Raw genomic sequence first — 19,994 nt, 5'->3', positions numbered from 1 at the left:
ATGTCCAACAGTATGAACCAAACGCGGCGTCCGGTTATTGCCCGCTCCGGACGCACCCGCGCCCCGCCGTCGATTCCGGCGACTCAGCCCCGGTGCGCGAGGAGACGTTCGACGTACTTGGCGATGACGTCGACCTCGAGGTTGACCGGGGTGCCCACCGCGGCCCGCCCCAACGTGGTCAGCTGCAGCGTCGTCGGAATCAGCGAGACCTCGAACCAGTCCTCGCCCAACCCCGACACCGTCAGGGAGATGCCGTCGACGGTGATCGAGCCCTTCTCCACCACGTAGCGGGACACGGCCTCGGGCAGCGCGACGCGCACCACCTCCCAGTGCTCCGACGGGGTCCTGGCGATCACGGTTCCGGTGCCGTCGACGTGACCCTGCACGATGTGACCCCCGAGCCTGCCGTTCAGCGCGGCGGCCCGCTCGAGGTTGACCTGGCTGCCCACGCCGACGCCGGCGAGGCTGGACCGGTTGAGCGTCTCGGCCATGACGTCGGCGGTGAAGGCGCCGTCGCCGAGCACGTCGACGACCGTCAGACACACGCCGTTGACCGCGATGGAGTCGCCATGGCCGGCATCCGCGGTCACGATCGGACCGCGGATCACGAACCGGGCGGCGTCGGCCAGGTCCTCCTTGCCGACGATCTCGCCCAACTCCTCGACGATGCCGGTGAACATGCCGACCAGGCTAGTCGGTGCGGCGAGCGAACCATCGCGACCAGCCCGGCCGCCCTGGCGAACGCCGTCGTCTCGACCCGAAAGACCAGCTCAGACCACCCCGGCGCAGCGCGTGCGCATGCCCGGGCCCGCGAACGCGTCATCCCTACCCTCTACGATGCAACCATGCAGACGCGCCATCGCATTGCCGTCCTCTTCTCCCTCCTCGCCGCAGTCCTCGTCATCGCAGGTTGCAGCTCGTCGTCCCCGAAGTCCGACGCTCCGCTACCCGACGCGACCACGTTGCTCAAGGAGAGTCAGCAGACCACCGCGGCCCAGAAGAGCGTCCACCTCCAACTCAACGTGACCGGCACCATCAAGCAGTTGCCGATCGAGACGCTGACCGGTGACCTGACCAACGTCCCCGCGGTCGCCGCCCAGGGCAAGGCCAGCATCATCGCCTTCGGCCAGACCTTCAAGGACGTCGACTTCGTCGTCGCCGACGGAAACCTCTACGGCGCACTCACTCCGGGCAGCTTCACCAACTTCGGTCCCGCAGCCGACATCTACGACGTGTCGAAGATCCTCAACCCCGACGTCGGGCTCGCCAACATCCTCGCCACGTTCACCGGCGCCAAGGCCGAGGGCCGCGAGACGGTGAACGACGTGGGCACCGTGAAGATCACCGGGACCGTCCCCGCGAACGCCGTCAACGGCCTGGCCAACCTCGGCGCCACCGGCGACGTGCCGGCCACCGCGTGGATCAGGGAGGACGGCGACCACGATCTGGTGCAGGCCAAGCTCGATCCGTCTCAGGGCAACAGCGTGCAGATGACGCTGAGCGACTGGGGCAAGACCGTCACCGTCACCAAGCCCGCCGCGTAATGGCAGCCGCCCACAGCGCCGCCGAGCCCAAGGCCTCCAACCGGCGGATCGCGATCACCGCGGCCGGGCTCGCCGTGCTGCTCGGCGCGCTCGACACGTATGTCGTCATCTCGATCATCAACGACATCATGAAGGACATCGGGATCTCGCTGAATCAGATTCAGCGGGTCACCCCGATCATCACGATGTACCTGCTGGGCTACATCGCCGCGATGCCCCTGCTGGGCCGCGCCTCCGACCGCTTCGGCCGCAAGCTGGTGCTGCAGTCGAGCCTGGCCGCGTTCGCCGTCGGTTCGGTCGTGACGGCGCTGTCCGACGACGTGTTCACGATGGTGATCGGCCGGACCATCCAGGGCGCGGCCAGCGGTGCGCTGCTGCCGGTGACGCTGGCCCTCGCCGCGGACCTGTGGGCCGAGCGCAACCGGGCCGCCGTGCTGGGCGGCATCGGCGCGGCGCAGGAGCTCGGCAGCGTGCTGGGCCCGCTCTACGGCGTCGCGGTGGTGGCGGCGCTGAGCACCTGGCGCGACGTGTTCTGGATCAACGTGCCGCTGGCGATCATCGCGATGGTGATGATCCAGTTCAGCCTGCCGTCGCGCGACGACGACGGACCGCGCGAGAAGGTCGACGTCATCGGCGGGGTGCTGCTGGCGCTGACGCTCGGGCTCGTCGTGTTCGGCATGTACAACCCGTCGCCGGACGGCAAGCAGGTCTTCCCCAGTTGGGGCTTGCCCGTCCTGGGCGCGGCGCTCGTCGCGGCCATCGCCTTCTTCGTCTGGGAGAAGTTCGCCAAGACCAAGCTGATCGACCCGGTCGGGGTGAAGTTCCTGCCGTTCCTCGCCGCCCTCGGCGCGTCGCTGTGCACGGGCGCCGCGCTGATGGTCACGCTGGTCAACGTCGAGCTCTTCGGCCAGGGCGTGCTGAGCAAGCCGCAGAACGAAACCCTCTTCCTGCTGCTGTGGTTTCTCGGGGCCCTTCCCGTCGGCGCGGTGATCGGCGGGTGGCTCGCCACCCGGATCGGCGATCGCATCATGGCGTTCGTCGGACTCCTGATCGCCGCGTTCGGCTACTGGCTGGTGTCGCACTGGACCGTCAACGTCCTGTCCGCCCACCACGACCTCGGGTTCGTTCAGTTGCCGACGTTCGACACCGACCTGGTGCTCGCCGGCGTCGGCCTCGGGCTCGTCATCGGACCGCTGACGTCGGCGACGCTGCGGGCCGTGCCGTCCGCCCAGCACGGCATCGCGTCGGCCTCGGTCGTGGTCGCCCGCATGGTCGGCATGCTGATCGGCTTGGCCTCCCTCAGCGCCTGGGGTCTCTACAAGTTCAACCAGTACCTGGCGGAGATGCCAAAACCCAAGGGCACCAACCTGTTGGAGATCGGCGCGCAACTCGCGGCGAACGTGCGCGCGGCCTACACGATGCAGTACAGCCAGATCTTCTTCATCACGACGGTCGTCTGCGTGGTGGGAGCGGTCCTCGGACTGCTGATCACGGCCAAGCACCAGCACGCCGAGGACGTCGACAGCGCGACGGAGCCGGTCGCGGCTCGGGGTTGAAGGCTCAGCAGCGCTCGACGCCCGGGCTGATCAGCTTGAGTTCGGCGCACTCCTCGGCGTCCGAGGTGTTCAATACCGCGCGCAACGGGCGGCAGACCATCTGCACGATGGCGTTCTGATCGACGGGGCCGAAGCTGAGCCAGTCCTGCAATGCAGTCATTCGCTCGTCTTCTTTCTCGCGGTGGGGCCCGCCGAATGGCTGGGCTCTGACCCGATTTTACGGGTTAGGTTGACCTAAGTCAGGCCCATCGTCGGGCGTTGCTGGTCTCGAACCCGTAACGACTCGACGAACGAATCCGTTCCGATCGTGACACCAGTCACATTGGCGCCCAAGAGAATCCGACGTCACCCCGGGACGAGACTCACCCGCAGATCGGCGCCGACGCGCTCCACGCCGTCGTAGCGCCACCGCTGGGCGGCGACGATGTTCGCCACGCCCACGTCGTCGACCGCGGTCACCGGGCCGCCCAGCAGAATCGGCGCGAGGTAGGCCAGGATGCGGTCGACCACGCCGGCGCGCAGGAACGCGCCCGCCAGGGTGGGACCACCCTCGAGCAGGACGTCGGTGCGGTCGGCCAGCGCGCGGACGACCTCGTGGGGGTCGCGGGTGCGGATGACCATGGTCCGCGAGTCGTCGTTGAGGACCCTGGCCTCCGATGAGATCTCCCGCTCTCCGACGACGACGCGCAGCGGCTGCCGCTCCGCCAGCGAGCCGTCGGGCAGCCGCGCCGTAAGCGTCGGGTCGTCGGCGAAGACGGTGCCGGTCCCGACGACGATGGCGTCCGCGGCCGCACGGAGGCGGTGTACGTCGGCGCGCGCGGCCTCCCCGGTGATCCACTGGCTGCTGCCGTCCGCCGCGGCGCTCCGTCCGTCGATGCTCGCCGCGAACTTCCACGTGACGTGGGGCCTGCCGGTGCGCTGACGGTGCAGCCATTCCCGCAGCGCGCCCCCGGCGACCTCGTCGGCCAGCACGCCCGCCTCGACTTCGACCCCCGCCTCGGCCAGCCGCTCGGCCCCGCCCGACGCCACGGGGTTGGGATCGGCGACGGAATAGACGACCCGCGAAACCCCCTGCTGCAGAAGGGCATCGACGCAGGGCGGGGTCCGTCCGTGATGGTTGCACGGCTCCAGCGTGACGACGGCAGCGCCCCCGCGCGCCCGCTCCCCGGCCCGGCGCAGCGCGATGACCTCGGCATGCGGCCCGCCCGCCGGTTGCGTCGCGCCCACTCCGGCGATGGCGCCGTCACGGTCCAGGATCACCGCGCCGACCGGCGGGTTGGGGTAGGTGCTGCCCTTGACGGCGTCGGCCTGCGCGGCCGCCGACCGCATGGCGGCCTCGACGTTCACGGGGTGGCGGGGGCGGCCGCCGCAGCCTGGCGACGCAACATCGCCACCGCCCTGGCGGGGTCGGCCGCACCGAACACCGCGGAGCCCGCCACGAAGCAATCCACGCCGGCCTCGGCGGCCGCCTCGATCGTGTCGGCGTTGATGCCACCGTCGATCTCCACGACGATCGACAACTCCCCGGCGTCGACCAGCCGGCGAACCGCGGCCACCTTCGTCAGGACGTCGGGGATGAACTTCTGCCCGCCGAAGCCCGGCTCCACCGACATCACCAGCAGAGTGTCGAAGTGCGGGAGGATCTCGAGGTACGGCTCGATCGGGGTGCCCGGCTTGACGCTGAGGCCCGCCTTGGCGCCTGCCGCCCGGATGTCGCGGGCGACGGCGACGGGATCGTCGGTCGCCTCCGCGTGGAACGTCACGTTGTAGGCCCCCGCCTCGGCGTACGGCGGTGCCCACCGGGCCGGATCCTCGATCATGAGGTGGCAGTCGAGCGGTATGTCGGTCGCCGCGAGCAGGCTCTCCACGACGGGCAGGCCGAGCGTCAGGTTCGGCACGAAGTGGTTGTCCATCACGTCGACGTGCAGCCAGTCCGAGCCGGCGACCGCGGCGGCCTCCTCGGCCAGCCGCGCGAAGTCCGCGGCCAGGATCGACGGCGCAATCATGGGTTCAGCCATGGCGGCCAGCTTAAGTTCGGCGCTCACCGGCGCACCCGGAGGGCCGCGGCGAACATCGCGTCGGTCCCGTGCCGGTGCGGCCACAGCTGCACGTGCGGGCCGGCGCCCAGACCCGTCATGGGGGTGGGTCCCGCGTCGAACAGCGGTCGGGTGTCGAGCGCCTCCACCGGCTGGCGCCGCAGCGCGTCGGCCACGACGCCGACCGTCTCCGCCAGATGCGGCGAGCACGTGGCGTAGAGGACGACACCACCGTCGCGCGTCAACGCGATCGCCGCGGCCAGCAACTCCTTCTGCAACTTCGCCAGCGGCGGGACGTCGCCGGGCTGACGGCGCCAGCGCGCCTCGGGCCGACGGCGCAGCGCCCCCAGACCCGTGCACGGCGCGTCGACGAGCACCCTGTCGAACGACGCCGGCGGCAGCCCCGTCGCCCGTCCGTCGACGCGCAGCACGTCGACGGGCAGCCCGCGGACGGCCTGTTCGACGAGTTCGGCGCGGTGCGGGGTCGGTTCCACGGCCGTCACGTGGGCGTCGGTGCCCGCCGCGAGGGCGGCGAGCAGCGACGCCTTGCCCCCGGGGCCCGCGCACAGGTCGAGCCAGCGCGCGTCGGTGCCCTCCAGGGGCGCCAGCGTCAGCGCCCTGGCCACCAGCTGGCTGCCCTCGTCCTGCACCTGGGCGGCGCCGTCGCGCATCGCGTCGAGACGGCCGGGGTCACCGCCGGACAGGTAGACCGCGTACGGCGAATAGCGGCCGACCTCGCCGTCGACCGCTTCTGCCAGGGCGTCGGCGGTCAGCACGCCGGGCCGCGCGGCCAGATGCACCAGTGGGCGTTCGTCGTCGCTGGCGAGCAGCGCGCCGAGTTCGGCGGCATCGGCACCGAGCGCATCGGCGAACGCCTGTCCGATCCACCGCGGGTGCGCGTGCGTGAACGCGATGTGGCCGACCGGGTCGCTGTTCGCCTGCGGCGCGAGGTCCGCCACCCACGACTGCTCGTCGCGGGAGGCGATGGTGCGCAGCGTCCCATTGACGAAACCCGCACGCGCCGTGTCGAATTCGATGGCCGCCTGTTCGACGGCGGTGTCGACGGCCGCGTGCGCGTCTACCCGGGTGCGCAACAGTTGGTACGTGCCCAGCCGCAGCAGGTCCAGCAGCACGGGATCGATGCGGTCCACGGGGCGATTGGCGGCGTGCACGATCACGGCGTCGAGCAGCCCGAGTGCCCGGCAGGCGCCGTAGGCGAGTTCGGTCGCGAAGGCGGCGTCGCGTCCGGTGATCCCGCGTTCCTTGAGCAGGGCGGGCAGCACGAGATTGGCGTAGGCGTCGCGCTCGGAGACGGCGCGCAGCACGTCGAAGGCCGCGCGGCGGGCGGGATCCAGCGGCCTGCGCGGCGGGCGCCGCTTGCCGGGCGGGCGGGTCATCGGGCCGTCACGTCCGCGTCGAGCCGGGCCCCGCGGGCCCAGTCGGCGGCCCTCATCGGCTTCTTGCCGGGCGGTTGGATCTCGCCGAGGAGCACAGGCGTGGACGCCGTACCCACCCGCACGCCCTCACGGTCGACGTGAATCACGCCGGGCGGCAACGGATCTGCCTCCACCGTGGTGACGGGTCCGACCTTGACCCGCAGATCCCCGATCATCGTCCACGCGCCCGGGTTCGGGGTGACCGCACGAATCCTCCTGTCCACCACCTGGGCCGGCAGATCCCACCGGACCCTGGCCTCCTCGACGGTGATCTTCGGCGCGATCGTCACGCCCTCGACGGGCTGGGGCACCGCGGTCAGCGACCCGTCGGCGATGCCGTCGAGCGTCCTCTCCAGCAGCACCGCGCCCGAGACCGACAGCCGCTCCAGCAGGTCCCCCGCCGTGTCGGTCGGGCGCACGGCCTCGGTGACCACGCCGTACACGGGGCCGGAGTCCAAGCTGGGCTCGATGCGGAACGTCGTCGCCCCCGTCACCTCGTCGCCCGCCGCGATGGCGGCCTGCACGGGCGCGGCCCCCCGCCAGGCGGGCAGCAGCGAGAAGTGCAGGTTGATCCAGCCCGCCGGCGGCACCGAGAGCAGGCCGTCGCGCAGCAGCGCACCGTAGGCCACGACGGCACAGCAGTCCGGGGCGAGCTCGCGCAGCTCGGCGACGAAGTCCGCGTCGTTCGGGCGCGTCGGCCGCAGCACGGGGATCCCGGCGTCGGCGGCGGCGCGCGCCACCGGCGACGGAGCGGGTTTGCCCCGCCGGCCCGCGGCCGCGTCGGGCCGGGTGAGCACCGCGACCACGTCGTGCTGCGGCGACGCGACCAGTCGGTGCAGCGAGGGAAGTGCGGGTTCGGGTGTGCCCGCGAAGATGATGCGCACGTGTCAGCCAGTCGGTCGGTCGTCGGTTCGGTGACACTCGCCGTCGGACGCGAGGAACGCCCACGGGATCGACCGTCCCACAGCCTGCTTCACGTCACCTCCCCGGTCCAGCGTCCGCATCACCCTATGTGCAAGGGGTCGATCTGCACGCGAACGGGCGGCTGATCGTGGCGGGCGCTGAACACGCCGGTGGCCCGCCGCAGCGACGACGCCAGCTCAAGCCCGGTGTCGCGGGGCACGCGGACGAGCATCCGGCTGACCTCGCTCTCGCGTTCCAGACCGGGAGGCCGCCTGGCCCCCGGCGGGAGCTCGACGGGCCCGAGCACGTCGGCGCCAGCGGGCAGGTGGGCGGTCTCGAGGAGGGCCGTCACCGCGGCGCGGGGCCCGTCGACGGCGGCCATGTGGACCGCCGGGGGCAGACCCACCTCGGCCCGCTCGGCGAGTTCGGTCTCGGCGTGCGCGACCGGGTCCCACCGGATCAGCGCCTGCACCGTCGGCGTCGCCGACTCGGCGACCACGACGACGACCCCGCCATCGCCGCGGTGGCGGACCAGCGCCGCGGCCGCCATCCAGCGGCGAAGGGCGTCCTCGGACGCGCGCAGGTCCTGCCTGCCCAGCAGCGCCCAGCCGTCGAGCAGCAGTGCGGCGCCGTATCCGCCCGCGACCGCCGGTTCGGCGCCGGGGGTGGCGACGACCAGCGCGGGCGCGGCGGGCACGTCGGCCAGCACGGCGTCCCCGCCCGAGGTGATCACCGTGGTGCCGGGAAACGCCCGGCCCAGCTCCTCGGCGGTGCGCCGCGCGCCGACGACGACGGCGCGCACGGCGTCCGACCCGCACCGCACGCAGTGCAGGGTCGCCTCGGTCCGGCCGCACCACCGGCACACCGCCCCGGCCCCCCGATCGGGCAGCGACATGGGACCGGTGCACGTCCGACACCTCGCGATGGTCCGGCACCGCCCGCAGGCCAGCGCCGGGACGTACCCCCGGCGCGGCACCTGGACCAGCACCGGTCGCTCGGCACGCAGCGCCGCGCGGGCGGCATCGAGGGCGATCGAGGGCAGTCGCGCCGTGTGGGAGGCGGCGTCGCGTTCCTGGGCGATCGCGCTGTCCTCCAGGGCGACGACCCGGGGCGTCCGCGACCGCACGACCGGCCGGGTGGCCACCAGGTCGTGGGCCCACCGGCTCGTCACCAGCGCCTGGGCCTCGGCCGTCCGCGCATACCCGGCGATGAGACCCGCGCACCGCAGTTGATGCGCGCGCAGCATCGCGACCTCGCGGGCGTGGGGGTAGGGGGCCCGGGGTTCGGCGAGGGTGTCGTCGCCGTCGTCCCACACCATGACCAGCCCGAGATCGGCGACCGGGGCGAACACCGCACTGCGGGTGCCGATGACGAACCTCGCCTGCCCCCGCAGCACCGAGAGCCACCGCCGGTAGCGCTGGGCGGGGCCCAGCCCGGCCGACAGCGCGACGACGGCGTCCTCGTCGACGTGTCGGACCGCGGCCGCGTGCAGCGCGTCGACGTCGCGCTGGTCGGGCACGATCGCCAACGCCGACCGGCCGGACCGGACGACGATCGCGGCGGCCTCCGCCAGCCGGTCGGTCCACTGCTCCCCCGGCAGCGCCTGCCACACCGCGCGGGCGGCGCGGCCCTCGGCGAGCGCGTCGAGGAAGTGGGCGCCCCGCCCGTAGGCGTCCCAGGGGGCCGGATCCACCGGCTGCGTGATCGCCGCGGTGAGCTCCGGCATCGGCTGCTTCTCCACGTTCGCGTGGCGCGGCGGAATCGCCAGCCGCAGGACGTCGGCCCGAGTGCCGGCGTACCTCGCGGACACCGCGTCGACCAGCCGACGGACGTCCTGGGTCAACACGCGTTCGCTGGAGACGACCCGGTCCAGCCAGCCCAGTCGGCCCTCGTGGTCGGTCTCCGAGCGCCGCTCCAGGATGAACGCGTCGACCAGTCGGCCGTGGAAGCGCACCCGGGCCCTGACCCCCGGCTGCGCGTCGTCGGACTGCTCGGCGGTCACCAGGTAGTCGAACTCGCGGTCGAGGTGCGGCACGGACAGCATGGGCAGCACCCGGGCGATCGGCTCGTGCTCGGCCGCCTGCCTGATGTCGCTCACGCAGGTGGTGTAGCAGAGCGTCGCGACATCCTCCACGCGCGAGCACGGGTTGCGTACGGTGGGGCGGTGCCCACCGCTGCGGACAAGCCCGCTCTCGACGCCATCCTGGAGAAGGTACTGCACGCGGTGCCGTTCCAGTTGACGACCGACGGCGGTCCCGAGGCGGCCAGGCAACGCTTTCGCGACCTGCCCCGGCGACCCGTCCACCAGGAGCTTCGCGTCGAGGACAGGACGGTCCCCGGCCCGGGGGGCGCCGTCCCGATCCGCCTGTACTGGCCGCCCGACGCGGGGTCCGCGACGGTGCCCGTGGTGATGTTCTTCCACGGCGGCGGCTGGGTGGTCGGCGATCTCGACAGCTACGACAACGACGCCCGCCGCCACGCCGTCGGATCCGGGGCGCTGGTGGTGTCCGTCGACTACCGATTGGCCCCCGAGCATCCCTACCCGGCTGCCGTCGACGACGTGTGGGCGGCCACGCAGTGGGTGGCCGAGCACGCCGCCGAGTTGGGCGCGGACCCGAATCGGCTTGCGGTGGCCGGTGATTCGGCCGGCGGCAACCTGGCCGCGGTGGTCGCGCAGCTCGCGCGCGACGAGGGCGGCCCCGCCGTCGCGTTCCAGCTGCTGTGGTACCCGGCCACCACCTGGGACACCTCGCTGCCGTCGTTCGCCGAGAACGCGGACGCCCCGATCCTCGCGCTCGACGCCGTCGCCGAGTTCTCCCGGTGGTACGCCCACGGCCAGGACCTGAGGGACCCGCCGGTGCGGTTGGTGCCCGGCCGGGCGGCCGACTTCTCCGGGCTGGCGCCGGCGTACGTCGCGGTCGCGGGGTACGACCCGTTGCGCGACGACGGCGTCCGGTACGGCGAATTGCTCGCAGGCGCAGGCGTTCCCGTGGAGGTGCACAACGCCGAGACACTGGTGCACGGCTATCTCGGCTATGCCGACGTGGTGCCCGCGGCCACCGAGGCCGTCCAACGCGGGCTCTCGGCCCTGCGCCGCGCGCTAGCCTCGGACTCGTGACCCGACCCGGCATCGACCCCCAACTCAAGGCGCTCCTCGACGCGGTGCCCCTGGAGTTCACCCTCTCCGACGGCGTGGAGGTGGCCCGCGAGAAGCTCCGCGCGGTCAAACCCCCGGCCGAACTGCTGCCGGACATGCGCAACGAGGAGCGCACGGTCGGCGGTGAAGGCGCCGAAGGCGTTCCGGTGCGGATCTATTGGCCGCCGATCGCCGCGCACGCCGACCTGCCCGTGGTGGTCTTCTACCACGGTGGCGGCTGGTCGGTCGGCGACCTCGACACCCACGATCACGTCGCGCGGGCGCACGCGATCGGCGCCGAGGCGATCGTGGTGTCGGTCGACTACCGCCTGGCGCCGGAGCATCCCTACCCCGCCGGCGTCGAGGACGCCTGGGCGGCACTGCAGTGGGTCGGCGCGCACGCCGCGGAACTCGGCGGCGACCCGAGCCGGCTCGCCGTCGCAGGCGACTCGGCGGGCGGCAATCTCGCGGCCGTGATGGCGCTGCGGGCGCGCGATGCGGGCGGCCCGGCACTGGCGTTCCAGCTGCTGTGGTACCCGGTCGCGGTCGGTGACCTGGCGGCGCCGTCGTTCACCGAGAACGCGGACGCGCCGCTGCTGAACCGCGACGTCATCGGGGCATTCCTGACCTGGTACGTGCCCGGCCTCGACATGTCCGACCACGCGTCGCTGCCGACGGACCTCGCACCCGCCAACGCCTCGTCGCTGGCCGGTCTGGCACCGGCGTTCATCGGCACCGCCGAGCACGACCCGCTGCGCGACGACGGCGGCAAGTACGCCGAAATGCTCGGCGCCGCAGGCGTTCCCGTTCAACGAAGCAACGAGCCGACGATGGTGCACGGCTACGTCAGCCTGGCCATGGTGTCCCCCGCCGCCACCGAGGCCACCAACCGCGGACTGGCCGCGCTCAAGGCCGCGCTGCATCCGGCGGGATAGACGAGATGACACCGGACGTGCACGTCGTGATCGTCGGCGCCGGGTTCTCCGGCATCGGCGCGGCGATCCAGCTCGAACGGGCCGGCTTCGGCGACTACCGGATCATCGAAGCGGGCGCGGAGCCCGGTGGCACCTGGTACTGGAACACCTATCCCGGCATCGCCGTCGACATCCCGTCGTTCTCGTACCAGTTCTCCTTCGAGCAGAGCGCGGACTGGTCGCGCACCTACGCCCCCGGCCACGAGCTCAAGGGGTACGCCGAGCGATGCGTCGACAAGTACGGCTTGCGGGAGAAGATCACGTTCGGCACGACGGTCACCTCGGCGACCTTCGACGACGAAACGCACTGCTGGCGAATCGATCTGGACACCGGCGAGTCGGTGAACGCGCGGTTCCTGATCAACGCGAGCGGCGTGTTGACGGTGCCCAACCTTCCCGACATCGACGGCGTCGAAGGCTTCGGTGGCATCACGATGCACACCGCGCGATGGGATCACTCGCAGGATCTGACCGGCAAGCGCGTCGCGGTCATCGGGACGGGCGCGTCGGCGGTACAGGTGATCCCCGAGATCGCTCCTCTCGCAGAGCATGTGACGGTGTTTCAGCGCACGCCGATCTGGTGCCTCCCAAACTGGACGTGCCGCTGCCCGCCGTCGCCCGCTGGGCGATGAAGGTCCCTGGCGGCACGGTGATTCAGCGAGCGCTCAGTCAGGCCTACGTGGAGTTGACCTTCACGATCTCGGCGCAGTACTACACGGTGTTCCCCCTGGCCCGACGCGCCGAGAGAATGGGACGGGCGTACCTGAAGCGCCAGGTGGCCGATCCGGTGGTGCGCGACAAGCTCACCCCGCGCTACGCCGTGGGGTGCAAGCGCCCCGGGTTCCACAACACCTACCTGTCGACCTACAACCGGGACGACGTCGAGCTCGTCACCGAACCGATCGCCTCGGTCACCGGTTCCGGCGTCGCCACGGTCGACGGGACGCACCGCGAGGTCGACGTCCTCATCCTGGCGACCGGTTTCAAGGTGATGGACGTCGACAGCCTGCCGACGTTTCCCGTCACGGGCGCCGGTGGCCAGACGCTCGCGGAGTTCTGGTCACGCCACCGACTGCAGGCGTACGAGGGCGTCAGCATTCCGGGCTTTCCCAACTTCTTCACCGTGATGGGGCCCTACGGCTACGTGGGATCGTCCTACTTCGCGCTGATCGAGACGCAGACCCATCACATCACCAGGTGTCTGACCGAGGCCCGCAGGGCCGCGGCCACCCGGGTCGAGGTATCGCACGCGGCCAACGACCGCTACTTCGCCGAGATGATGCGCAAGCGGCACCGGCAGATCTTCTGGCAGGACAGCTGCGCGCTCGCCAACAGCTACTACTTCGACCAGAACGGCGACGTGCCGTTGCGCCCAACCACCACCGCCGAGGCCATGGTGCGCAGTCGTCGCTTCCCGCTGTCGGACTACCAGTTCACCGGGTAGCGGCTCAGAACTGCACGCCGCGCGTCAGCGCCCCGTCGACCAGCAGGTTGGTGCCGGTGATGAAGCTGGCCGCCGAACTGCTCAGGAAGACCACGGCATTGGCCACTTCGCGTGCCGTCGCCATGCGGCCCGTCGGATTGAGGTCCAGTGACGCCTTGAACAGCTCGGGGTCGTCCCGCTCGATGGCAGGCCACACGCCGCCGGGAAAGTACGTGTTGCCCGGGCTGACGGTGTTGGCGCGCACGCCCTGACCCGCCAGCTGGTGGGCCAGCCCCTGCGTGTAGTGGATGACCGCAGCCTTGATCGAGCCGTACGACCCGGCGAACACGTCGATCTCGCGACCGGACACGCTGGAGATGGTGACGATCGAGCCGGCTTCCGAGGCCAGCAGGTGCGGCAGGGCGGCGTCGACCAGACCGACCGTGCCCATCAGGTCGACCTCGATGCTGCTGAGCCAATCGTCGGACAGCGCACTGACATTGGCGACCACGCCGTCGATGCCGCCGAGCGACGCGGCGCCGTGCGCCACCCAGTCGGTGAGCGCCGCCTGGTCGCGCACGTCGACGGCGGTGCCGAATGCGATGCTGCCGTCGGCGGTCAGCTCCGCCTGCGCGTCGGTGACCGCGTCGGCCGACCGTGCGCAGAACGCCACGTCGGCACCCTCGGCCAGCAGCCCCTCCACGACGGCGCGACCGATCCCGCGGGTGCCGCCCGTGACGAGGAATCGCTTGCCGGTCAGTCCGAGTTCCATGTATCGCCCCTCAGTAGGAGATCGAGCCGAGTGATGCCGCGGCGCTGCGTAATTCGTGGTGCAGTCCCCCGTAGGCGGGCGCGGCGGGCAGCAGTCGCTTGTCGACCTTGGTGACCGCGCTGTAGTTGGTGTCGACGACGTTGGCGATCGGGACCTCCGAGATCTGGCTCAGCAGCTGATAGGCGTCGAGGCGGTCCAACCCGTAGAGCTCGCCCAGCCAGTCGATCATCTCGACCTGCCCGGCCCGCCAGGCCTCTTCGAGCGGGCGCCCGGAGCCGATGCACATCAGGTGGGTGTCGGTCTCGATCCGCGGCCACGCCGGGCCGCCGCCCTTGACGAGGTCGACGATCGCGGTGACGTGCATGGCGCCCTCGACCGCGGTCCCGCACGACTCGCCCTCGCCCTGCCGGTAGTGCCCGTCGCCGAGTGAGAACAGCGCGCCCTCGACGTTGACTCGCAGGTAACACGTTGCGCCGGCGGCCATTTCGGGGCTGTCCATGTTGCCCCCGAAGTAGTCCGGCACGAGGGACGTGCGCACCTCGCGCCGGGCCGGGGCCACGCCGACCGTGCCGAGCATGGGGTTGGCGGGCAGCCGGAGCTGGAAGTCGCTGCCGATGGCCGAGAAGCCGAGCGTCTCCGTGCCCGCGTCGTAGTCGTAGAGGTAGGTGCGCTCGGGCAGCGGGTCCTGCAGCGTGGGGCTGGCCGGAATGCTGGTGAGCCCGCCAAAGAACGGGATCAGCGTCGATGCGCCCCAGGTGCGCGCCGGCGTCAGATCGACCAGGTGTACCGCCAGGGTGTCCCCCGGCTGGGCGCCCTCGACCCAGAACGGTCCGGTCTGCGGGTTGAGGTCCTCGGTGTCCAGTGCCGTGCTCGCGACGTCCGCCGCACTGGTGATGCGCCCCCCGTAGGCGTCCTCGGTCCACAACGTCAGCGCGGTGCCCGGTGCGATGCGCATGACGGGCGCGGCTCCGCCGAAGGTGTAGGCCAGTTGATCGGCGGTCGGGATGAACGTCACGTGATCCATGACGACCATCCTGCTGGACCGCGGTCACCCATGTCGCACGAGCAGACGCAAACGGCCCTGAATCGCGTGGATTCAGGGCCGTTTGCGTCTGCTCGGCGGAAAAGCTAGACCGAGGCCTTCAGCTCGTCGACCTTGTTCGTCTGCTCCCACGGGAGCTCGATGTCGGTACGACCGAAGTGGCCGTACGCGGCGGTCGGCGCGTAGATCGGACGCAGCAGATCCAGGTCGCGGACGATCGCGCCGGGGCGCAGGTCGAACACCGACGTGATGGCCTTCTCGATGCGGGCCGGGTCGACGGTCTCCGAGCCAAAGGTCTCGACGAACAGGCCCACCGGGGCGGCCTTGCCGATGGCGTAGGCCACCTGGACCTCGACACGCTCCGCCAGCCCGGCTGCGACGACGTTCTTGGCCACCCAGCGCATCGCGTACGCCGCGGAACGGTCCACCTTCGACGGATCCTTGCCGGAGAAGGCGCCGCCGCCGTGGCGGGCCCAGCCGCCGTAGGTGTCGACGATGATCTTGCGGCCGGTCAGCCCGGCGTCGCCCATCGGGCCGCCGAGCACGAACTTGCCGGTGGGGTTGACCAGCAGGCGGAAGTCGGAGGTGTCCATCGACTCGTGGCCGAGATCGGCCAGCACGGTGTTGACGACCTTCTCGCGGATGCCCGGGGTCAGGGTGCCGTCGAGGTCGATGCCGTCGGCGTGCTGCGTCGACAGCACGACGGTGTCCAGCCGCACCGGCGTCGTGCCGTCGTACTGCACCGTCACCTGGGTCTTGCCGTCGGGACGCAGGTAGTCCAGGACGCCGTTCTTGCGGACCTCGGTCAGCCGACGCGCCAACCGGTGCGCGAGGGCGATCGGCAGCGGCATCAGTTCGGGCGTGTCCTTGATGGCGTAGCCGAACATCAGGCCTTGGTCGCCCGCGCCCTGGGCGTCCAGGGGATCCCCGGCGCCCTCGACGCGCGTCTCGTGGGCGGTGTCGACGCCCTGGGCGATGTCGGGTGACTGCCGTCCGATGCCGATGTTGACGCCGCAGGTCTCGCCGTCGAAGCCCTTCTCCGACGAGTCGTAGCCGATCTCCAGGATGCGGTCCCGGACGGTGGTCGGGATGTCGGCGAACGCCTCCTTCGCCGACGTCGTGACCTCACCGACGACGTGCACCTGCCCGGTCGTCACCAGGGTTTCGACGGCGACGCGGGACTTCGGGTCCTGGGCGAGCAGCGCGTCGAGCACCGAGTCGCTGATGGCGTCGCAGATCTTGTCGGGGTGTCCCTCCGTTACCGACTCACTGGTAAACAGCCGACCTTTGCTCACGGTGTCATCCCTTTCGAAAGCTTAGTTGTGCGAATCTTATCGGTGCCCTGCGCCGGACACGCGCACCCCCGGCCTGGGGGCAACGCTCATGCGCAATGTGTTGCCAGCGACCCCGTCACCGGTCGTGTCCGAGGAAGTCCACGATCGCGTCCACGATACGGCTCGCCATCAGCGTCTTCGAACCATGCTCCAGCGCGACCTCGGTGCCGTCGGCCGCCAGCAGCCAGCCGTCGTTGCTGTCGACCTCGAACGCGCGGCCGTCGCCGACAGCGTTCACGACTAGCAGATCGCAGCCCTTGCGCTGCAGTTTCGACCTCGCGTGGAAGAGCACGTCCCCGTTGGCGTCACCGGTTTCGGCCGCAAATCCGACGATGGCCCGCATGTTGGGGAGCTGACCGTCGGCCCGGGCCCGCACGGTCCCCGCGAGCACGTCCTCGGTGCGGGTGAGTTCGATCGCGGGGGCCGACGCGGCACCCGGTTCGTGGGACTTCTTGATCTTGCTGGTGGCCACGTGGGTGGGCCGGAAGTCGGCGACAGCGGCGGCCATCACGAGGACGTGCGCCTCGGGCGCGTGCTTGGACACCGCGTCCTGCAGCTGGCTCGCCGAGCCGATGTGCACGACGTCGACCCCGGCGGGATCGGCGAGACCGGCGGTGTTGCCGGCGATCAGCGTCACGTCGGCGCCGCGCTGGGCGGCCACCCGGGCCATCGCGTACCCCTGCTTGCCGGAGCTGCGGTTGCCGATGAAGCGGACAGGGTCGAGGGGCTCGCGGGTCCCGCCGGCGGTGACGAGGACCTTGACGCCGGTCAGATCGTGCGGCAGACCGTCGGCGCGGTCAAGGAGCAACCGCGCCAGCGTGGTGATCTCCTCTGGCTCGGGCAGTCGGCCCGCGCCGCTGTCGGCGCCGGTGAGCCGACCGGAGGCCGGTTCGAGGACGACGTTGCCGCGGCGCCGCAGAACGTCGACGTTGTGGGCCGTGGCGGCGTGCAACCACATCTCGGTGTGCATCGCGGGTGCGAAGAGCACCGGACATCGCGCCGTCAGCAGGGTCGCGGTCAGCAGGTCGTCGGCGCGACCGGCCGCCGCGCGGGCCAGCAGGTCGGCGGTTGCCGGTGCCACCACCACCAGGTCGGCCTCTTGGCCGATGCGGACGTGCGGGACCTCGTCGACGTCTTCGAAGACGCCGGTGCGCACCGGTTGTCCGGACAGTGCCTCGAACGTCGCGGCCCCGACGAAGCGCAGGGCGGACTCGGTCGGAACGACGCGAACGCTGTGACCGGCTTCGGCGAGTTGGCGCACGACCGTGCAGGCCTTGTAGGCGGCGATGCCGCCCGCGACGCCTACGACGATCCGCTTGCGCTCGGTCATGTCGACGCCGTGGGCTTAGCCCTCGCCCTCGGTGTGCTCGAGCAGGTCACCGTGGATCTCGCGCATCGCGATCGACAGCGGCTTCTCCTGCAGGCCCGGCTCGACGAGCGGACCGACGTACTCGAGGATGCCGTCGCCGAGCTGGTTGTAGTAGTCGTTGATCTGACGTGCGCGCTTGGCGGCGTAGATCACCAGCGCGTACTTGCTCGACGCCCGGGACAGCAGCTCGTCGATCGGCGGGTTGGTGATGCCGAGCGGGGTGTCGTAGGCGTTGGCGGCGTCGGAGTCGGTGCTCTCGACAGGGGTGGTCACGAAGGTGTCTCCTGAAGCTTGTCTTGAGGGCTAGTCAGCTGATCGATCGGTTCACGCCGGATCCGGCGTGCGGCCCATCAGCAAGGATACCAATTCTGAGCAGGCATATTCCAATTGTCCGTTCACCACGACGACGTCGAAGTCGTCCTGGGCGGCCAATTCCTCCCTGGCGGTCGCGAGCCTGCGCGCTCTCACCTCGGGGCTCTCGGTGCCGCGTCCGACCAGCCGCGACTCCAGCGCCTCCCAGCTCGGGGGGGCCAGGAACACGGTGACGGCCTCCGGCAGGGCGGCCTTCACGGCCCGCGCACCGGCGAGGTCCACCTCGATCAGGACGGGACACCCGTTGCGGGCGGCAGTGCGGACGGGCTCGGCGGGCGTTCCGGAGCGGTGCAGGCCGCCGTGGATCTCAGCCCATTCGAGCAGGGCGCCGTCGTCGATCAACTGCTGAAACCGCTCGGCGTCGACGAACGAGTAGTCGACGCCGTCGACTTCGCCCGGCCGCGGGGCCCGGGTGGTCGCCGACACGCTGAAGTGCAGGTTCGGCACCCGTTCGCGCAGACACCGAACCACGGTCGACTTGCCGACGGCAGAGGGACCGGACAGTACGACGATGCGACTCATCGTGACCGCGGCCCGGTCCCCCGCCGGCACTAATCTGCCGTGAAGTCGAACTTTTCCAGCAGGGCCTTGCGCTGACGATCACCGAGACCGCGCAGACGGCGGGTCGGGGCGATCTCGAGCTCGGTCATGATCTCCTGCGCCTTGACCTTGCCCACCTTCGGCAACGCCTCCAGCAGCGCGGAGACCTTCATCTTGCCCAAGACCTCGTCGCTCTCAGCGTCCTTGAGAACCTGCTTGAGGTTGGTGCCGCCACGCTTGAGTCGATCCTTCAATTCAGCTCGCGCTCGACGTGCGGCGGCAGCCTTCTCCAACGCTGCCGCGCGCTGCTCGTCGGTCAACTGGGGAAGGGCCACGGGTTCCTCCGTCTCTCGCCATCTCGTACTGGCCATCGTCTTCTTGTGTCTTGACTGGTTAGAGAACCAGCCAGCGACGACGACCGTACCCACGGCTGCCGACGAAAGCTAACCCCACCCCCCGCCTCGACGGGTCAAAAGCGCAGCGTGTAGGGCAATCGACAGGAAATCGCCCGGCTGCACGCCCTCCCCGCCGCCGGGGCCCCGAGCGCTGCGTCGTGCCTGCGTATGGGCGGTTTTGCGGCGGTTGGGGCGACGACGGGGTCGGGGCGGGCTGCCAGCGTATGGCCAGGGTGCTGCACCGGCACACCCAAATGATGAGAATTTCCCAGGTCATGGCGTGTCGGGCGTGTCGGAACGGTCGAGCTGGACCGCGGGTGGGGGCCCGATCGCGACCGTCTCGTCGGTCTCCCCGGGTGGCCTGCCGCGGTCACCGGTGCCGGCGCGTCCAGCCCGTGCTCCTGGGCGAGGCACGGCCCGATTCCGATCGCTTCTTTGCTAGTTTTCGTCGTCGCGGTCGGCGTCGCCCAATCGTCCTGACATACAACGGTGTTGAATCCGTTATCCAACCCACAGCCCGTGCCTACGGTTGCCAAAGAGCCCACCCATGCCCACTGCTTAACGTCGTCGTCACGAGGCGAACTCGCGCCTCGCACGTGATGACTGGAGACACCGATGACCATCAAGCGCGCCGTGTACGCGTCGACGCTCGCCGCAGGGGTCGCCATGGCCGGGTTGTTCGGCGCTGGCCTCGGAACGGCGTCCGCCGACCCCGGTCCGGGATGCAACCAACCGAACCGGCCGCCCTGCGGCCAGGACCAGCACGACAACGGCCCCGGCAACAACAACTGGGGCGGCAACGACCACAACGGCCCGGGCAATGCGCCCGTCGACTGGCAGCACCGCAACGTCGACCAGGCCCGACAGGACCACCAGCCGTTCAACTGGAACGGCCAGCAGGTCTACCCCGTTCCCGCCGGCAACGGTCAGGGCTGGGGCTTCTGGTTCGGCCCCGTGTGGATTCCGCTGTAGACCCGCACGGTTGCTCGGCGGCGGGTCATCGATTCTGGTGGCCCGCCGTCGTCGTTTCCGGGCTCTCGTTCTTGGCGGCGACGTTCCCGGGCGGCGTCGGCTCTCGCGGGCGCCTTCGGTGAGGATGCCCGACGGGGCGCTCACGTCGCGTCGCACGCCACGGCAGCTCCGGGACGACGATGCCGCCCGA

Annotated in this window: 19 protein-coding genes and 1 pseudogene; 6 read left to right on the top strand and 14 right to left on the bottom strand. The window is 70.9% G+C overall.

Translation table 11 applies throughout. From position 1 onward, the window contains the following. Positions 1 to 83: 83 nt before the first annotated feature. Entirely contained in the window at positions 84 to 680 is a 597-nt protein-coding gene (locus tag G6N60_RS12750) for a riboflavin synthase (RefSeq protein WP_163737438.1), read from the bottom strand. A 165-nt stretch (positions 681 to 845) separates the two neighbouring features. Between G6N60_RS12750 and G6N60_RS12745 the strand changes: the two genes are divergently transcribed. Both G6N60_RS12745 and G6N60_RS12740 read left to right on the top strand, forming a co-directional pair. After that, on the top strand, positions 846 to 1,544 hold the full coding sequence (locus G6N60_RS12745) for an LppX_LprAFG lipoprotein (RefSeq protein WP_163737434.1): 699 nt from the start codon (positions 846 to 848) through the stop codon (positions 1,542 to 1,544). Beyond that, positions 1,544 to 3,100, top strand: a complete 1,557-nt coding sequence (locus G6N60_RS12740) for an MFS transporter (protein WP_163737431.1) — start codon at positions 1,544 to 1,546, stop codon at positions 3,098 to 3,100. The genes G6N60_RS12745 and G6N60_RS12740 overlap by 1 nt, the downstream gene beginning before the upstream one ends. A gap of 4 nt (positions 3,101 to 3,104) precedes the next feature. Here G6N60_RS12740 and G6N60_RS12735 read toward each other — a convergent pair whose 3' ends face one another. From G6N60_RS12735 to G6N60_RS12710, 6 genes are all read right to left on the bottom strand, one after another. Further along, positions 3,105 to 3,260, bottom strand: a complete 156-nt coding sequence (locus tag G6N60_RS12735; protein WP_163737428.1) for a hypothetical protein — start codon at positions 3,258 to 3,260, stop codon at positions 3,105 to 3,107. A 185-nt stretch (positions 3,261 to 3,445) separates the two neighbouring features. Further along, a complete protein-coding gene (gene ribD / locus G6N60_RS12730; RefSeq protein ID WP_163737425.1) occupies positions 3,446 to 4,447 on the bottom strand; it encodes a bifunctional diaminohydroxyphosphoribosylaminopyrimidine deaminase/5-amino-6-(5-phosphoribosylamino)uracil reductase RibD in 1,002 nt (333 codons plus the stop codon). After that, positions 4,444 to 5,118 (bottom strand): ribulose-phosphate 3-epimerase, encoded by a 675-nt coding sequence (rpe, locus tag G6N60_RS12725; RefSeq protein WP_163737422.1) that lies wholly within the window; start codon positions 5,116 to 5,118, stop codon positions 4,444 to 4,446. Before rpe ends, ribD begins: the two co-directional genes overlap by 4 nt. A gap of 23 nt (positions 5,119 to 5,141) precedes the next feature. Beyond that, entirely contained in the window at positions 5,142 to 6,533 is a 1,392-nt protein-coding gene (locus tag G6N60_RS12720; RefSeq protein ID WP_163737418.1) for an RsmB/NOP family class I SAM-dependent RNA methyltransferase, read from the bottom strand. After that, a complete protein-coding gene (gene fmt, locus G6N60_RS12715; protein WP_163737414.1) occupies positions 6,530 to 7,456 on the bottom strand; it encodes a methionyl-tRNA formyltransferase in 927 nt (308 codons plus the stop codon). The genes G6N60_RS12720 and fmt overlap by 4 nt, the downstream gene beginning before the upstream one ends. A gap of 119 nt (positions 7,457 to 7,575) precedes the next feature. After that, a complete protein-coding gene (locus G6N60_RS12710) occupies positions 7,576 to 9,519 on the bottom strand; it encodes a primosomal protein N' (RefSeq protein ID WP_163743873.1) in 1,944 nt (647 codons plus the stop codon). A gap of 120 nt (positions 9,520 to 9,639) precedes the next feature. Between G6N60_RS12710 and G6N60_RS12705 the strand changes: the two genes are divergently transcribed. From G6N60_RS12705 to G6N60_RS12695, 3 genes and pseudogenes are all read left to right on the top strand, one after another. Then, entirely contained in the window at positions 9,640 to 10,593 is a 954-nt protein-coding gene (locus tag G6N60_RS12705) for an alpha/beta hydrolase (RefSeq protein WP_163737411.1), read from the top strand. Continuing rightward, complete coding sequence (locus G6N60_RS12700) at positions 10,590 to 11,546, top strand: alpha/beta hydrolase (RefSeq protein ID WP_179969682.1); 957 nt, start codon at positions 10,590 to 10,592, stop codon at positions 11,544 to 11,546. Before G6N60_RS12705 ends, G6N60_RS12700 begins: the two co-directional genes overlap by 4 nt. 5 nt (positions 11,547 to 11,551) lie before the next feature. Further along, positions 11,552 to 13,029: pseudogene (locus G6N60_RS12695) on the top strand (flavin-containing monooxygenase). Between the two features lie 4 nt (positions 13,030 to 13,033). Here G6N60_RS12695 and G6N60_RS12690 read toward each other — a convergent pair. The 7 genes from G6N60_RS12690 to mihF all read right to left on the bottom strand — a co-directional run bounded on the left by G6N60_RS12690 (position 13,034) and on the right by mihF (position 18,772). Beyond that, positions 13,034 to 13,780 carry an SDR family NAD(P)-dependent oxidoreductase gene (locus tag G6N60_RS12690; protein ID WP_163737408.1) on the bottom strand — a complete coding sequence of 249 codons (747 nt, stop codon included), beginning with the start codon at positions 13,778 to 13,780 and terminating at the stop codon, positions 13,034 to 13,036. 10 nt (positions 13,781 to 13,790) lie between these two features. Next, a complete protein-coding gene (locus tag G6N60_RS12685) occupies positions 13,791 to 14,804 on the bottom strand; it encodes an acetamidase/formamidase family protein (RefSeq protein ID WP_163737405.1) in 1,014 nt (337 codons plus the stop codon). Positions 14,805 to 14,908: 104 nt separating this feature from the next. Then, positions 14,909 to 16,117 carry a methionine adenosyltransferase gene (gene metK, locus G6N60_RS12680; protein ID WP_163737402.1) on the bottom strand — a complete coding sequence of 403 codons (1,209 nt, stop codon included), beginning with the start codon at positions 16,115 to 16,117 and terminating at the stop codon, positions 14,909 to 14,911. 115 nt (positions 16,118 to 16,232) lie between these two features. After that, a complete protein-coding gene (coaBC, locus tag G6N60_RS12675; RefSeq protein ID WP_163737399.1) occupies positions 16,233 to 17,486 on the bottom strand; it encodes a bifunctional phosphopantothenoylcysteine decarboxylase/phosphopantothenate--cysteine ligase CoaBC in 1,254 nt (417 codons plus the stop codon). 15 nt (positions 17,487 to 17,501) lie between these two features. Then, a complete protein-coding gene (rpoZ, locus tag G6N60_RS12670) occupies positions 17,502 to 17,798 on the bottom strand; it encodes a DNA-directed RNA polymerase subunit omega (protein ID WP_140696413.1) in 297 nt (98 codons plus the stop codon). A 51-nt stretch (positions 17,799 to 17,849) separates the two neighbouring features. After that, positions 17,850 to 18,419 carry a guanylate kinase gene (gene gmk / locus G6N60_RS12665; RefSeq protein WP_163737395.1) on the bottom strand — a complete coding sequence of 190 codons (570 nt, stop codon included), beginning with the start codon at positions 18,417 to 18,419 and terminating at the stop codon, positions 17,850 to 17,852. A gap of 29 nt (positions 18,420 to 18,448) precedes the next feature. Then, complete coding sequence (mihF, locus tag G6N60_RS12660) at positions 18,449 to 18,772, bottom strand: integration host factor, actinobacterial type (RefSeq protein ID WP_057165041.1); 324 nt, start codon at positions 18,770 to 18,772, stop codon at positions 18,449 to 18,451. A 675-nt stretch (positions 18,773 to 19,447) separates the two neighbouring features. On the opposite strand from mihF, the gene G6N60_RS12655 reads away from it, so the two are divergent. Further along, a complete protein-coding gene (locus G6N60_RS12655; RefSeq protein WP_163737392.1) occupies positions 19,448 to 19,804 on the top strand; it encodes a hypothetical protein in 357 nt (118 codons plus the stop codon). Positions 19,805 to 19,994: the final 190 nt, after the last annotated feature.

The organism is Mycolicibacterium madagascariense, assembly GCF_010729665.1.
GTDB classification, from domain to species: domain Bacteria; phylum Actinomycetota; class Actinomycetes; order Mycobacteriales; family Mycobacteriaceae; genus Mycobacterium; species Mycobacterium madagascariense.
This window is presented reverse-complemented; position numbering and strand designations above follow the sequence as displayed.

Coding starts and splice junctions, on each gene's coding strand:
- G6N60_RS12750 (WP_163737438.1), bottom strand. CDS start 680: ATGTTCACCGGCATCGTCGAGGAGTTGGGCGAGATCGTCGGCAAGGAG.
- G6N60_RS12745 (WP_163737434.1), top strand. CDS start 846: ATGCAGACGCGCCATCGCATTGCCGTCCTCTTCTCCCTCCTCGCCGCA.
- G6N60_RS12740 (WP_163737431.1), top strand. CDS start 1,544: ATGGCAGCCGCCCACAGCGCCGCCGAGCCCAAGGCCTCCAACCGGCGG.
- G6N60_RS12735 (WP_163737428.1), bottom strand. CDS start 3,260: ATGACTGCATTGCAGGACTGGCTCAGCTTCGGCCCCGTCGATCAGAAC.
- rpe (WP_163737422.1), bottom strand. CDS start 5,118: ATGGCTGAACCCATGATTGCGCCGTCGATCCTGGCCGCGGACTTCGCG.
- G6N60_RS12720 (WP_163737418.1), bottom strand. CDS start 6,533: ATGACCCGCCCGCCCGGCAAGCGGCGCCCGCCGCGCAGGCCGCTGGAT.
- G6N60_RS12710 (WP_163743873.1), bottom strand. CDS start 9,519: ATGCTGTCCGTGCCGCACCTCGACCGCGAGTTCGACTACCTGGTGACC.
- G6N60_RS12690 (WP_163737408.1), bottom strand. CDS start 13,780: ATGGAACTCGGACTGACCGGCAAGCGATTCCTCGTCACGGGCGGCACC.
- G6N60_RS12685 (WP_163737405.1), bottom strand. CDS start 14,804: ATGGATCACGTGACGTTCATCCCGACCGCCGATCAACTGGCCTACACC.
- coaBC (WP_163737399.1), bottom strand. CDS start 17,486: ATGACCGAGCGCAAGCGGATCGTCGTAGGCGTCGCGGGCGGCATCGCC.
- gmk (WP_163737395.1), bottom strand. CDS start 18,419: ATGAGTCGCATCGTCGTACTGTCCGGTCCCTCTGCCGTCGGCAAGTCG.
- G6N60_RS12655 (WP_163737392.1), top strand. CDS start 19,448: ATGACCATCAAGCGCGCCGTGTACGCGTCGACGCTCGCCGCAGGGGTC.